Source organism: Aminobacter sp. P4_H6_2, assembly GCF_056400805.1.
Window position 1 is genome coordinate 1 of the sequence record NZ_JBFUKO010000081.1, and the last position, 14,612, is coordinate 14,612.

General features: G+C 60.7%; 11 protein-coding genes. 4 read left to right on the forward strand and 7 right to left on the reverse strand.

The window, feature by feature from the left end:
• Positions 1-292: 292 nt before the first annotated feature.
• The 4 genes from prfB to AC1DUU_RS09185 all read right to left on the reverse strand — a co-directional run bounded on the left by prfB (position 293) and on the right by AC1DUU_RS09185 (position 6,240).
• Positions 293-1,424 (reverse strand): peptide chain release factor 2 gene (gene prfB / locus AC1DUU_RS09170; protein ID WP_476783110.1). Its coding sequence is split into 2 segments (ribosomal slippage): positions 293-1,357 and positions 1,359-1,424, totalling 1,131 coding nucleotides; the frame shifts between segments, so codons are not numbered across the junction.
• 145 nt (positions 1,425-1,569) lie between these two features.
• A complete protein-coding gene (locus tag AC1DUU_RS09175; protein WP_476783120.1) occupies positions 1,570-2,040 on the reverse strand; it encodes a VOC family protein in 471 nt (156 codons plus the stop codon).
• Between the two features lie 276 nt (positions 2,041-2,316).
• Positions 2,317-4,758 (reverse strand): penicillin-binding protein 1A, encoded by a 2,442-nt coding sequence (locus AC1DUU_RS09180; protein WP_476783111.1) that lies wholly within the window; start codon positions 4,756-4,758, stop codon positions 2,317-2,319.
• A gap of 216 nt (positions 4,759-4,974) precedes the next feature.
• Positions 4,975-6,240, reverse strand: coding sequence for an N-acetylmuramoyl-L-alanine amidase (locus AC1DUU_RS09185; RefSeq protein ID WP_476783112.1), 1,266 nt, complete (start codon positions 6,238-6,240; stop codon positions 4,975-4,977).
• Between the two features lie 651 nt (positions 6,241-6,891).
• On the opposite strand from AC1DUU_RS09185, the gene AC1DUU_RS09190 reads away from it, so the two are divergent.
• Both AC1DUU_RS09190 and AC1DUU_RS09195 read left to right on the forward strand, forming a co-directional pair.
• Positions 6,892-9,729: an Rne/Rng family ribonuclease gene (locus AC1DUU_RS09190; protein WP_476783113.1), complete on the forward strand. Its 2,838-nt coding sequence runs from the start codon at positions 6,892-6,894 to the stop codon at positions 9,727-9,729.
• 157 nt (positions 9,730-9,886) lie between these two features.
• Entirely contained in the window at positions 9,887-10,348 is a 462-nt protein-coding gene (locus AC1DUU_RS09195) for a Ros/MucR family transcriptional regulator (RefSeq protein WP_476783114.1), read from the forward strand.
• 48 nt (positions 10,349-10,396) lie between these two features.
• On the opposite strand, the gene AC1DUU_RS09200 is transcribed toward AC1DUU_RS09195, so the two are convergent.
• Together AC1DUU_RS09200 and AC1DUU_RS09205 are read right to left on the reverse strand one after the other, a co-directional pair.
• On the reverse strand, positions 10,397-10,687 hold the full coding sequence (locus tag AC1DUU_RS09200; protein WP_476783115.1) for a Dabb family protein: 291 nt from the start codon (positions 10,685-10,687) through the stop codon (positions 10,397-10,399).
• Positions 10,688-10,788: 101 nt separating this feature from the next.
• On the reverse strand, positions 10,789-10,917 hold the full coding sequence (locus tag AC1DUU_RS09205) for a hypothetical protein (RefSeq protein ID WP_476783116.1): 129 nt from the start codon (positions 10,915-10,917) through the stop codon (positions 10,789-10,791).
• Between the two features lie 371 nt (positions 10,918-11,288).
• On the opposite strand from AC1DUU_RS09205, the gene AC1DUU_RS09210 reads away from it, so the two are divergent.
• Positions 11,289-12,545: a class I SAM-dependent methyltransferase gene (locus AC1DUU_RS09210; RefSeq protein WP_476783117.1), complete on the forward strand. Its 1,257-nt coding sequence runs from the start codon at positions 11,289-11,291 to the stop codon at positions 12,543-12,545.
• Positions 12,546-12,684: 139 nt separating this feature from the next.
• The gene (locus tag AC1DUU_RS09215; RefSeq protein ID WP_476783118.1) at positions 12,685-13,665 is read left to right on the forward strand and encodes a glycerophosphodiester phosphodiesterase family protein; all 981 of its coding nucleotides are present in this window, start codon (positions 12,685-12,687) and stop codon (positions 13,663-13,665) included.
• A 65-nt stretch (positions 13,666-13,730) separates the two neighbouring features.
• Here the strand turns inward: AC1DUU_RS09215 and AC1DUU_RS09220 are convergent.
• The coding region (locus tag AC1DUU_RS09220) for a 5'-nucleotidase C-terminal domain-containing protein (protein WP_476783119.1) at positions 13,731-14,612 on the reverse strand (882 nt) is incomplete at its 5' end.

Below are 14,612 nucleotides of genomic sequence, written 5' to 3' on the forward strand. Positions count from 1 at the left end.
GTCATAGCCAGAGCAACAAGCAAAGGGATAGGTCCAGCCTTTTGGCGCGTCGTGCGAAAAAGCGGGCGGGACGTTGAGAGCAATCAGCACAAGGGCAGAGACAGCAAACACATATCTCCGCGGCGGGCGTTTTCCTGGGCACAACATGACGCGTTCCCCTGAGATCTCCTCCCAAGCGAATCCTCCGCCCGCACGCTTAACGAAAAGTTACCTCAAGATGTTCCCACGACCGGCGCCCGGTCATCGCCGCCATGCGGATGACCGGGTGCAAGGTACAGAGGGAAGCTGGCCGTTAGTCGAGATCGGCGACGGCCTGCCCTGCCCCACCTTCGATACGCTGCGACAGCGACGCCTCCATGAAGTCGTCGAGATCGCCGTCGAGAACGTCGGACGGGCTCGTGCTTTCGACGCCGGTGCGAAGGTCCTTCACCAGCTGGTAGGGCTGCAATACGTACGAACGGATCTGGTGGCCCCAGCCGATATCGGTCTTCGACGCCTCGGTGGCATTGGCCGCAGCTTCGCGCTTCTTCAGCTCTTCCTCGTAGAGGCGCGAGCGCAGCATTTCCCAGGCCTTCGCCTTGTTCTTGTGCTGCGAGCGTTCGGCCTGACAGGCGACTGCGATGCCAGTGGCGATATGCGTGATGCGCACCGCCGAGTCGGTGGTGTTGACGTGCTGGCCACCCGCGCCCGAAGAGCGGTAGGTGTCGATGCGGACATCCGATTCCGAGACGTCGATTTCGATCGAATCGTCGACCACCGGATAGACCCAGATGCTCGAGAACGACGTGTGGCGCCGTGCATTGCTGTCGAAGGGCGAGATGCGGACAAGGCGATGAACGCCCGATTCCGTCTTCAGCCAGCCATAGGCATTGTGGCCCTTAATGAGGAGCGTGGCGGATTTGATGCCGGCTTCTTCGCCGTCATGGACTTCCAGAATCTCGACCTTGAAGCGGCGGCGTTCGGCCCAGCGCGTGTACATGCGCAACAGCATGTTCGCCCAGTCCTGGCTCTCGGTGCCGCCAGCGCCGGCGTGGACTTCGAGATAGGTGTCGTTCTTGTCGGCTTCGCCCGACAGCAGCGACTCGATTTGGCGCGCCCGGATTTCGCCGGCCAACGAACGGATGGCGGTTTCGGCTTCGCTGATGATGTCAGCATCGCCTTCTTCCTCACCCATCTCGATCAGGCCGATATTGTCATCCAACGCCTGGCTGAGGCCCTGGATGGAGCGGATGCTGTCGTCGAGCGACTGGCGCTCGCGCATCAGCTTCTGCGCCTCCTGCGGGTCATTCCAGAGGTTGCCGTCCTCTGCCCGCATGTTCAGGTAATCAAGCCGTTTTACCGCCTGATCCCAGTCAAAGATGCCTCCTCAGCAGGCTTATGGCCTGCCTGATTTCGTCGACAATGTTCTGCGTTTCCGCGCGCATGGAGATTGCTTCTTTTTGCTTGTTTCGCGCCCGAAGGCGGCTTGTTGAATCCGCGCGGAACATAGGGATGAGGTCGCCCTGTGTAAAGCAAAATGGGCGGGAGCCGTGTGCTCCCGCCCACCAGCTCTACCGTGCCCCGCGTTGCCTAGCCGACGTAAGACGCCTCGAGTTTGGCGACGTCGATCTTGGTCATCTGCAACATCGCCTGCATCACCCGGCTGGCCTTGGCGGCATCGGGATCGCCGAGCAACCGAGGCAGCGCTTCGGGAACGAYCTGCCAGGAAAGGCCGAACTTGTCCTTCAGCCAGCCGCACTGGCCGGGCTGGCCACTTTCCGACAATTTGGTCCAGAAATAGTCGACCTCGGCCTGATCCTTGCAGTCGATGGACATCGAGATCRCTTCAGTAAACTTGAAGTTCGGACCGCCATTCAGGGCGGTGAAACCCATGCCCTCAAGCTCGAACTCGGCCACCATGACACTGCCGGCCGGACCTGGCCCTGCCTCGCCATATCGGGTCATCTTGCCGATCTTTGAGTTCTTGAACACCGATGTGTAGAACTTGGCGGCCTCTTCGGCCTGGTTGTCGAACCATAGGAATGGGCTGATCTTCTGCATCATTCTCTCCCTGCGTTGAAATCGGACTGGGCCTCCCATCGTGAGGCTGCTGCTTCAAGGACGATCGAGCAACGAACGCTCCGACATGACTTCGGAGTTTACGCACGCCCTTCAATGTCTTTCGGCATTCAATAACTAAAAAGCTATATAACTATGTGGCTATTTGCAAGAGCAAAGATGGGGCGCCATTCGAACACAAAAAATGCGCGCAGCTTGGCCACGCGCACTTGTCAGTTCCGTCAAAGGGTCCAGCTGATGCCGGACTGGGCTGCGATCTTAGTAGAGGCCGCCGCCACCTTCGCTGATGGCCTTGCTGGCCTGCGGCGAAAGTGCTCCGCCATAGCCATTGGTGCCGTCCTCACCCATGCCGATGACCCAGTAGCTGTCGGCGGGTCCGGTGCCGGGCTTGAACGCTTCCATGATCGTGCCAGGCGCGCCTTCCGACGCCTGCATGCCGGTCTTGCGGTCGATCGAAATCACCTTCATGCCAGCTGGCACGACAAAGTCGACCTTGGGCGTACCGTCGAGCGCCACGGTCATGAAATCCTTGAACACGGGTGCTGCGAGACCGCCGCCCGTGGTGCCCTTGCCGAGCCCCTGCGGCTTGTCATAGCCAAGATACAGTCCGACGACGAGATTGGGCGTATAGCCGACGAACCAGGCGTCCTTCTCGTCGTTGGTCGTTCCTGTCTTGCCCGCCATCGGACGGTTGAGTGACAGCAACGTGGTTGCGGTGCCGCGCAGGACCACGCCTTCCAGCATCGAGGTGATCTGGTAGGCCGTCATCGGGTCGAGCACCTGCTCGGAATTGTCGACCAGTTCCGGTTCGGGCTGGTTGGCCCATTCGGTGGCGACACATCCTTCGCAGCCACGCTCGTCATGCTTGAACACCGTCTTGCCGTAGCGGTCCTGGATCCGGTCGATCAGCGACGGCTTGATCTGACGGCCGCCATTGGCCATCACGGCATAGGCTGAAACCATGCGCATCACCGTGGTCTCGCCAGCGCCGAGCGCCATAGGCAGATACGGTGCGAGCTTGTCGTAGACACCGAAACGCTCGGCATATTCGGCAACTGTCTTCATGCCCATGTCGTTGGCCAGGCGCACCGTCATGAGATTGCGCGAGCGCTCGATGCCGGCGCGCAAGGTCGACGGTCCTGCGGCCTTGCCGTCATAGTTCTTGGGCGTCCAGGAAGTATTGCCAGACTGGATGGTGATCGGGCCGTCCATGATGACGGAGGCCGGCGTGTAGCCGTTGTCGAGCGCAGCCGCATAGACGAAGGGCTTGAATGCCGAGCCGGGCTGACGCATCGCCTGGGTCGCGCGATTGAACTCGGACTGCGCGAAAGAGAACCCGCCAACCATGGCGAGCACGCGGCCAGTGTGCGGATCCATGGCAACGAGACCACCCTCCACCTCCGGCACCTGGCGCAGCGCATAGCCCGCGCTACCATCATTTTTCTGGACGTAGATCACGTCGCCGGCCTTGAGCACTTCAGCGGGCGAATTTGCCTTGAGGCGCTTGCCGGCGGAGACATAACGCATGGCAAAGCTCATATCGTCCTTCGACACGGAACTCTGCTCGCGATCCTTGGACAGAGCGCCGGATACTTCGCGCTTGGGCTGCAGGCCAATATCGAGCCCGGCCTTGGAGCTGTCGAGAACAACGGCCAAACGCCATTCGGGAACATCGCCCAGCCCCTTGACCGCCCCCAGCGCCGTGCCCCAATCGCCGGAGATGTCGATGTTCTTGACCGGACCGCGATAGCCGCGCAGGCGATCATATTTCTCCAGGCCCGACTGCATGGCCTTGCGCGCCATGGCCTGGAGCTTCGGGTCGAGCGTGGTGCGAACCGACAGACCGCCTTCATAAAGCGCGTCCTGGCCGTAGCGCGCGATCAGTTCGCGGCGCACTTCCTCGGTGAAATATTCGCCAGCGAAGACATAGGTGCCGGTACGGCGCGGCGTCACGCCGAGYGGCTCAGCCTTGGCCTTGTCGCCCTCCTCGCGCGAAATGTAACCGTTGACCACCATCTGCTGGATCACCCAGTTGCGCCGCTCGATGGCGCGCGCGGCGTATTTGAACGGATGATAGTTGGACGGGCCTTTCGGCAGAGCCGCGAGATAGGCGGCCTCGGCCACTGTCAGCTCGTTCACCGACTTGTCGAAATAGGTCAGCGCCGCACCGGCGATGCCATAGGCGCCGAGGCCGAAGAATATCTCATTGAGATAGAGTTCGAGGATGCGGTCCTTGGAATAGGCCTGCTCGATGCGGAACGACAGGATCGCTTCCTTGGCCTTGCGGTCCATCGTCTGTTCGTTGGAGAGCAGGAAGTTCTTGGCGACCTGCTGCGTGATGGTCGAGCCACCTTGCGTCGGACCACCGGTGACATAGGCAAGCGCGGCGCGCGAAAAGCCCATGATGTCGATGCCGGGATGATTATAGAAGTTCTTGTCTTCGGCCGACAGGAACGCCGCCTTGACGCGATCGGGCACGGCCTGGATCGGCAGATAGAGCCGGCGCTCGCGCGCGAACTCGCCCATGAGCGCGCCATCGGAGGCGTGGATGCGCGTCGTCACGGGCGGCTCGTATTTGGCGAGCACCTCGTAGTCGGGAAGTTCCTTGGTGAGCTGGCCGAGATAGAGCGCCACGCCCGCTGCAACGACGAGCGCAAGCGTCGTGCCGATGCCGAAGAAATAGCCGATAAGACGAATCATGCCCGCTCCAGTACAAGGTTCGGGAATTTCCTAAACCAACCCGCCATCACCGCAAGCTGCAGGTACTGTCCCGATCCGCAATCGGTCACCCATGTCGCGCGGTTGTGGGCAAAATACGGCAATAGCCACGCATGCGCCCAAGATTCTGGTCGAAAACACCATTAATGCCCAGGCCGTGACCTCTCGGCAACGCCGACGAGAAGCCCGCTGTCAGCATCAGCCGCCTGGAGCGCCTCGCTCCGCGACAAAAGCTGCAACAGCCTTCGAAATGCTTGTTGCTGCCTTCTCGCGCCAATCGGCGCTGCGAAGCTGCTCTTCGTCCTGTGGATTGGAGAGGTAGCCGAGCTCGACCAGCACCGACGGCACGTCAGGTGCTTTGAGCACCTTGAAGCCTGCGGAGCGATGCGGATTGTTGATCATGCCAACGGTCGGGGTCAGTTCGCCGACCAGAGAGCGGGCAAAGCGTGTCGAAAACCCATGCGTCTCACGCCGGATCAAATCGACCAGTATGTCGGAGACTTCGTGGTTTTCTTCGGCAACATCGACGCCGGCAAGCTGGTCGGAGAGGTTTTCGCGATCGGCCAGCGCCTGCGCGTCGGCGTCGGACGCCTTATCCGACACCGTATAGACGGTGGCGCCGCGGATACCTTTGAGTCGAATCGTGTCCGCATGGATCGAGATGAAGAGGTCAGCTTCCTGCTGACGCGCAATGCGAACCCGGTCGTCGAGGCGCAGGAACTCGTCGCCCTCGCGCGTCAGAACGACCTTATAGGCGCTGTTGGACGCCAGCTTGTCTTTCAATTCCTTGGCAAAGGCGAGCGTGACCGTTTTCTCAACCGTACCGTTCAGCCCTTCGGCCCCACCGTCGATGCCGCCATGGCCGGGATCAAGCACGATCGTGAACGGCCGGTCGCCGCGATTGGCGATCTTGCCAAGCCTATCGGTTTTGGCTGTCGTCGAGCCGGTGGTCTCTGCCTGGATAGCAAGTGCCGCGTCGAACTCGCGTTCCGAGGCGGCAGCGATATCCGCAACCAAGCGATAACCGGAGCCGTCTTCGTTCTTGAGAACGTCGACCTTCTCGACGTTGAAGGGCCCTTTCGAGGTCACGATCAGCCGCGAAGCGCCCTCGCCCGACGCGCCATAACGCACACTCTTGATCAACCCGCGCGGCTTGAGGTCCTTGGCCTCGAGTGCAAGAACTGCATCGGGAAGGTCAATGACCAGGCGGTGTGGGCTGCGCAGCAGCATCCACTTTGGTTCTGGCTCGCGGTCAAAATTCATGACGATGCGCATGTGGGTCGCGTCGCCGGCCATCTTGTAGTCGAGCGTCTTGATCGCTTCAGCGGCGCAAACCGGCTGGCAATTGATACCGACGAACACGGCAAAGAATACGACCAACGCCAACATCGCATGGCACAATGCGCCCTGGGGCTGAAAGCCCACAAATGGGAGGCTCTTGCCAGTCAATGCCACGGACCCCATTTCTGTATTGCCGCTCCAAAAGGCAGGCACGCAGTTTGTGCGCGCTGTTGTCGTTCGCGAGCCGAATACGCGACCCTCTCGATTAACGAGTGGTAACCAAAGAAGGTTAACCGAGTCTTTGTCGCAATGCTCCCCTCATGTCGCAGAAGGTGGCTTTGCCGGCATCGGAAATCGGGGTTGCGCTCGACCTCGCCAAATCATAAAAGCGACATTGGATCACTGCAATCCAGGGCCCGCGCCCTCAGCGCCTTCCGCTAGGGAACCACGCGACGAGCGATGGCCCGCCTCGCATTAGAGTTAGATTTCAGTGATCGCGACGAGATTCGCAGGCGCGGCCCGTGGCGGGGTAGCGACTGCGTGAGAAAAACGGCCGGACACTCATTCCGCGCCGGCTCTGTAAGAGCAAAGTAGCTGGTCCGGATTCCCGGGCTTAGATTTGAAACAAGGTTCCGCAAGGTCACGCATTGGCCACTGACGCAATCATGGACAGGTCCGCAGGTAACCGCGCCATCACGGCAGCGGGCGGCTCCGCCATGGCGTTTTGGCTGCGACCGGCGGGCGCAAAATCATCCGGCACCCCTTCATCAGCAAACTCACGGCGGCGGACAAGTTCCCGCAAGCCGCGGCTGACGGCTGCCGGGAGGACAAATAATGCCCAACAAGATGCTGATAGACGCCTCCCACCCGGAGGAAACACGGGTTGTCGTAGTTCGCGGTAACCGTATTGAAGAATTCGATTTCGAATCACAGGACAAAAAGCAGCTCAAAGGAAACATCTACCTCGCCCGCGTGACGCGGGTTGAGCCGTCCCTTCAGGCTGCCTTTGTCGAGTATGGCGGGAACCGTCACGGTTTCCTCGCCTTCAGTGAAATCCATCCCGACTACTACCAGATCCCGGTTGCCGATCGGCAGGCGCTGCTGCGTGCTGAGGCTGAAGAAGCCGAAGACGAGGAAGACGAAGACAGCGAAGGCGACGATAGCAAGAGCCAGGATCGCAACCGTGGACGCCGCAGGCGCCGCGGAGGCAAGAATCGTGGCCGCGACGAAAACAAGCCTGAAGGCTCTTCCGAAGACGACGGTGATGCATCGTCCGATGACGAAGGCGAATCGGTCGCGGCAAGCGACAACGCCGATGCAAACGCCGGCGACTCGGCGGCTGAAGCTGTAGAAGAAAACTATGATGCCGCATCGGATGAGCGCGAGCCGACCTCGATCGCCGCATCCGTCGATGCGGATGTCGTGTCCGAAAAGGCCCCCGAGCCAACCGTCACCGAGAATGAAAACGGCGGTGTGATCGAAGAAGTGCATTCGACTCACCACGACGATCATGAGATCGAGTCGGTCGGCGCTGAAGATGCGCTTGAAGAGGTGCGCAACCGCCGCAAGCCGGTTCGGCGCCACTACAAGATCCAGGAAGTCATCAAGCGCCGCCAGATCCTTCTGGTCCAGGTGGTCAAGGAAGAGCGCGGCAACAAGGGTGCTGCGCTGACGACCTATCTGTCGCTGGCTGGCCGCTATTCGGTGCTGATGCCCAACACCGCGCGTGGCGGTGGCATTTCGCGCAAGATCACCAATGCCCAAGACCGCAAGCGCCTGAAGGAAGTTGTTGCCGATCTCGAAGTGCCAAAGGGCATGGGCGTCATCCTGCGCACCGCAGGTGAAAGCCGCACCAAGGCCGAGATCAAGCGTGACTACGAATATCTGATGCGCCTGTGGGAGAATGTCCGCGGCCTGACGCTGCAGTCGACGGCTCCCGCGCTGGTCTATGAGGAAGGCAGCCTGATCAAGCGATCGGTGCGCGATCTCTACAACAAGGACATCGACGAGGTTCTGGTTGCCGGCGAAGACGGCTATCGCGAGGCCAAGGACTTCATGCGCATGCTGATGCCCAGCCATGCTAAGGTCGTCCAGCCGTATCGCGACATCACGCCGATCTTCGTGCGCAGCGGCATCGAATCGCAGCTCGAGCGGATGGTACAGCCGCAAGTGACGCTGAAGTCGGGTGGCTACATCATCATCAACCAGACCGAAGCGCTGGTTGCCATCGACGTCAACTCCGGGCGCTCCACCAAGGAGCACTCGATCGAGGAAACGGCCCTTCACACCAACCTTGAAGCCGCCGAGGAAGTCGCGCGCCAGCTCAGGCTGCGCGATCTCGCCGGCCTGATCGTCATCGACTTCATCGACATGGAGGAGAACCGCAACAACCGCGCGGTCGAAAAGAAGCTCAAGGATTGCCTGAAGAACGATCGCGCCCGCATCCAGGTCGGCCGGATCTCGCATTTCGGCCTGATGGAGATGTCGCGCCAGCGCATTCGCGCCAGCGTGCTCGAATCGACGATGAAACCCTGCCCCCATTGCGGCGGCACCGGCCATGTGCGTTCGGACTCCTCGGTTTCGCTGCAGGTCGTTCGCGCTATCGAAGAGTTCCTGCTCAAGGACTCGCGCAGCCACATCACGGTCAAGACGCCGATGGCGACGGCACTCTACGTGCTCAACCACAAGCGCTCGACACTGGTCGATCTCGAAGCCCGATTCGGCGTGACGATCACGCTTGAGGCCGACGACAGCGTCGGTTCCGTCGGTTCGCAGAACCATGCCATCTTCCGCGGCGCCATTGCCGAGAAGCCGGCGAACTTCGCCCTGCCCGTCGCGGCCCCGGCCTATGAAGAGCCCGACGACATCGAAGACGAGATCGTCGAAGAGGAAGAAGAAGAGATCGTCGTCGCCGAGGCAAAGCCTGCCCAAGCGCCGCAGCCTGCATCCGCCGAAGGCGAGCAGCATGACCGCAAGCGCCGCAAGCGCCGGCGTCGTCGGGGCGGCCGCGATCGCGAGCACGCGGCCCCGCAGGAAGGCGAGGCCGTCGCTGGCGAGGCCAGTGAGGCCAGCGAGTCTGAGGATGGCGAGGCCGACGTCGCCGTCGATACAGCTGTTTCCGAGGTCGCCGGTGAATCCGCAGCTCCGGACGCAGCTGAAGATGCTGCTGCCAAGAAGCGCCGGCGCGGCAAGCGCGGTGGCAAGCGCAACCGCAAGGAAGACGAAGAGCAGTCGGCCGAAGGCGACGAACAGGTCGCATCCGACGACGCGACGGTCGCCGAGACCAGCGTAAGCGAAGTTGTCGTGGTTGAAGCCTCCACTGCTGAGCCCGAAGCTGTCGTCGAAGCCAAGCCGAAAAAAGCTCCGCGCCGTTCGGCCAAGGCCAAGAAGGCCGAAGCTGAAGCGGTCGAAGCTCCTGCCGAAGAGGCTGTGGTTGAGGCGATAGCGCCTGAAGCCGAAGCCAAGCCTGAGAAGAAGGCTGCCAAGCCGCGCGCCCCGCGCCGCAAGGCAGCTGCCGCTCCGGCCGAGGATGAAGTCGTCTCCGAAGAGCCGGCAGCGCCCGTAGCGCCTGTCACTCCCGTTGTCACATCCGTGGTCGAAGCCGAGACGGCCGCCTTGACCGAGGCCAAGCCAAAAAAGGGYGGCTGGTGGCAGCGCAAGGGTTTCTTTTGATAAGCTAATATAAATGACCCCGACCAGCGACATGCTGGTCGGGGTCACTACTTTTTGAGATTATTTTGCTTGCTGTCTGACACCATTTGCACCGATATACGGCGCAGCGAATGGATAGATTCATACTTTGCTTTAATACTGCCCGGAGAGACGGTCGATGACGAATGATAGCAAGATCGACATCCTAGGACTGACTGCCCATATCGTCAGCGCCTATGTTGAAAACAACAAGGTTCCGGCCACCGGCCTGCCGGAATTGATTGCCAGCATCAACGCGTCGATCCTGTCGCTCGACCAGCCCACTGATGCGCCGGCCGAAGCCCAGCAGCCTGCCGTGAATCCGAAGCGCTCGGTTCTTCCCGACTACATCATCTGCCTGGAGGACGGGAAGAAGTTCAAATCGCTGAAGCGCCACCTCTCGGTCCACTTTGGACTGACGCCTGAGGAATACCGCGCCAAGTGGGGCTTGCCGGCCGATTACCCGATGGTTGCGCCGAACTATGCCGCCGCCCGTTCGGAACTGGCCAAGTCGCTTGGCCTCGGCCGCAAGGCGGGCGCTACGTCTACCAGGGCAGCTACCGCGCCAGCAAAGGCACGCGGCCGCGCCAAAAAGGCGTAATTTCAGGAATTTCAACGACGCGCTTCGGGACATCCCGGAGCGCGTTTTTTATTGTGCGGCGACAACATCCGCCGAATAGCGCATTTCACGCATGGGGCGTACGCGCTGGGTCGTACGGTCATAGAGCGGATGGGCCTTGTATGCGGCCAGCGCTGCCTGGTCGGCAAACTCGGCATAAACGACGATGTCGACCTCGTCCGAATACGGATCGACCTTCGTATTGACCGTCACTTCGAAGACGGTGGAATGCGGAATGCCGCCAAGCGCCGACAATTCCTCACGGATCATCTCGACGTCCTGTTTCTGGCGCGCACTGAAGAACACGATGTGCCGGATCAAGCCGCGACTCCTTCTGCTGCTTTCGCTGGCGCCTTTTGGGTCGGCATTTGGTCCGCGTCAATCCGCCAAAAAGCAGCAGTTCGATTCGCGCGGATGCGCTTTCAACCGATGATCATACGCACGACGCGATGAACTTCCCGCACCGTCTCGCCGATGGCGTTACCGTGGTTGTAGAAAAGATCCCAGATGAGGAACACGGTGCCGCACATGATCACAATTACATATCGCAATGCGTGCCCTCCCCGACTGCCACGGAAACCCATTGTTTCCACGGGCCCTACGAATCTCGGCAACTAAATTAGTGTCCTATAATATTTAACAAACTCGCCTTTCGCCTTTGCAACGCGTTTCATTCGGCCTGATAATTCATCTGGCATATCAGCGCTTGCCAGATGTCACTTGAAGTTCCAGATTTTGGCGGTGAAGATCACGGCAGGAATTCGCCGCAGCACGCGGAAGTCATGGCAGCCCCCGGCCAAGTCCTTCGCAACCTGTCTGGAGATGCGGCGGCGGCGCATCTTCAGCCAGGCACGTCAGCGGCACAAAAACCAGGAGCAACGGGCCCGACACGCCGTACCGGGCAAGAACTTGGGACGTCGACATGGCCCAGAGGACTTCGGACGGTTCTACCAATCATGGCGTGACGAGGCTTCACGAGGGCAATGTCGCGGACTTTGCCAGAGGCCTGCCGGCGCGCGTGCGCATGGCGCTATCGGCAGCACTTCACCTGCCGCGCGGTTCGCTCAAGGTGAAGATGCCGGATGGCCGCAGCATTCTGGTCGGCGGTAAGGCGCCGGGACCGGATGCTGAGATCGTGCTGCACAATTGGAAGCTTCCTTCACGCGCCTTCAGCGGCGGCACCATCGGGGTCGCCGAATCCTACATCGACGGCGATTGGGAAAGCCCCGACGTCACCAGCTTCCTTGAGCTGTTCGTGATCAACACCGAGGCGGGAGAAGGCGTTGCCGGCGGCACCAACTGGCTGCTCACCACCATCCAGCGTATTCGCCACTGGCTCAACGAAAACACCCGCACCGGGTCGCAACGCAACATTTCCGCCCACTACGACCTTGGCAATGCCTTCTACAGCCAATGGCTGGATCCGAGCATGACCTATTCCTCGGGGCTCTATGCGACGGGCGCCAACGACCTGGCAGGCGCTCAGACCGAGAAGTATCGAGCCTTGGCGCGTGATACCGGCATTGGCCCCAACGACCATGTGCTGGAGATCGGCTGCGGCTGGGGCGGTTTTGCCGAGTTTGCGGCACGCGAGATCGGCTGCAAGGTGACAGGGCTGACAATCAGCCGCGAGCAGTTCGACTTCGCCCAAAAGCGCATCCACAATGCTGGGCTTTCCGAGAAGGTTGAATTCAAGCTGCAGGATTATCGCGACGAGACCGGCACCTATGACCGTATCGCCTCGATCGAGATGTTCGAGGCAGTGGGCGAACGATACTGGCCGGCCTTTTTTGCCAAGATGAAACAGTGCCTGCCTTCGGGCGGCACGGCGGGTCTGCAGATCATCACCATCAACGAGGCCGCCTATCCGCTTTACCGCAAGCGCCCCGACTTCATCCAGCGCTACGTCTTTCCCGGCGGCATGCTACCGACGCCGGCCCTGCTCAAGTCGCTAGGTGCCGAGCATGGGCTCGATTATCTGCGCGAGCGTGTCTTTCCGCAGGACTATGCGCGCACGCTCGCCGAATGGCGCGGCCGTTTCTGGTCATCGTGGGAACGCATCGTGCCACTTGGCTTCGACGAGCGCTTCAAGAAGCTCTGGGAGTTTTACCTCCACTATTGCGAAGCAGGGTTCCGCGCCGAATATATCGACGTGCGGCAGGTGGTCTACAAGGCCTAAACTTCGATCGTCTGCGTCAGCACGCAATCTGTCTTGCGGTTGCTTTCCCAAGGCAGTTTTACGACGTCTTTCCGTCGTGAAAATGCCGAATCTGTCTTCAGTATAGCTTCGAGGGCCGGGCCTCGGAGCGAATCAAGACATGCGCAAGCGAAGCATTTTCCTACTCTCTACTCTGACGGTTGGCGGGGCGATCTACCTCAACAACACATCGCTGCTTTCAAACCGGCCTGCCGGCGAGCCGGTCATGCTCGCGCACAGGGGGCTTGCCCAGGAGTTCGACCGGACCGGGCTGACCAGCGACACATGTACAGCCGAGCGGATGCTGCCGCCCCGGCACGACTATCTGGAAAACACAGTCCGCTCCATGCAAGCAGCCTTTGTCATGGGTGCAGACGTGCTTGAGCTCGACGTGCACCCCACCACCGACGGCAAGTTCGCCGTCTTCCACGACTGGACAGTGGACTGCCGCACCGAAGGCAGCGGCGAGACGCGCGACCATTCGATGGCTGAGCTCAAGACGCTTGATGTCGGCTACGGCTATACCGCCGATGGCGGCAAGACATATCCCTTCCGTGGCAAAGGCGTCGGGCTGATGCCGACGCTCGACGAAATTCTCAAGCGCTTTCCCGACCAGCACTTCCATATCAACGTCAAGAGCAACGATGCCAAGGAGGGCGAAGCGCTCGCAGCCTTCCTGTCGACTTTGCCGGCTGAACGCCTGTCATCCCTCACCATCGTCGGCGGCGACAAGCCGGTCCAGGCAATCAAGCTRGCCCTTCCCGCCATACGGACACTGTCCAAGCAATCGCTGATGCGCTGCCTGTTGCGCTATGAAGGGCTCGGCTGGAGCGGCTATGTGCCGGAAGACTGTCGGGGCACAACCCTGGGCGTGCCGATAAACATTGCGCCCTTGCTATGGGGTTGGCCGAACCGCTTCCTCGACCGGATGGAGAGCGTCGGCACCAATGTCTATCTGCTGGGGCCCTACCATGGCGGGGGCTTCTCGGACGGCATCGACGACCCGGCGACCATCGATGCGCTGCCTGCAGGCTACTCCGGCGGGATATCCACCGATGCGCTCGATCTGGTTGCGCCTGCGGTTGAGCGTAGGGCCAACTGACCTGAGTCAGGGCTAAACAAAAAGGCGGCCGGATCGCTCCAGCCGCCTTGGTACCCTGCGAAAACTCAAAGCGTGATGCGGTACTTCGCAAAACCTTCAGCGCCATCGCCGGCCGGCTCGATCTTCACAGCCTTGACTTCGGATATGTGATCCTTGGCCTTGGGACCGGTCTCGAAGATCACCGACGCGCCTGCAACCGGGGCAAACGACCAGTTGGCATCGGCCGACGGGTTGATCGTGCCCTGATCAACAATGTAGCGCACGATCACGTCGCGGTTGGTATCGGGTGCTTCGAACACCAGCTTGGAGGCGTTGATTTCAGGGAAATTGCCACCGCCACCAGCCCGGTAATTGTTCGTTGCAACGACGAACTTCGCCGCCGGATCGATTGGCTTGCCCTCGAACATCAGGTCGACGATGCGGTTGGAGCCAGCGTTCAGCACGGCGCCCTTGGGATCGTATTTCGGTGGTTGCGCCAGATCGATCTTGTAGGCCACTCCGTCGATGACGTCGAAATTGTAGGATGGAAAATCGAGATTGATCAGCGCTTGGTCGGCTTTGCCGGGTTCGACCTTGTTGAAGATGCCGGCCGACATCTCCAGCCATTCCTTGACCTGTGCGCCAGTGATCGCCACCGCCTGTACCGTATTGGGGTAGAGATAGAGGTCGGCGACGTTCTTGATCGCCACGGCGCCGGCCGGAACGTCGGTGTAATAATCTGGACCACCGCGCCCGCCCGACTTGAAGGGAGCCGCAGCCGAAAGCACCGGCAGATCCTTGTGCTCGGTGTCCTTGAGCATGTCCTTGATGTACCAGATCTGCGCCTGACTGACGATCTGCACCGACGGATCGTCGGCGACGAGCGCGAAATAGGAATAGAGCGGCGCCGACGTCTTGCCGACCGGGGTGCGGACATAAGCGAGCGTTGCCTCGTGCTCTTCCTTGGC

Coding starts and splice junctions, on each gene's coding strand:
- AC1DUU_RS09185 (WP_476783112.1), bottom strand. CDS start 6,240: ATGGGGTCCGTGGCATTGACTGGCAAGAGCCTCCCATTTGTGGGCTTT.
- AC1DUU_RS09195 (WP_476783114.1), top strand. CDS start 9,887: ATGACGAATGATAGCAAGATCGACATCCTAGGACTGACTGCCCATATC.
- AC1DUU_RS09210 (WP_476783117.1), top strand. CDS start 11,289: ATGGCCCAGAGGACTTCGGACGGTTCTACCAATCATGGCGTGACGAGG.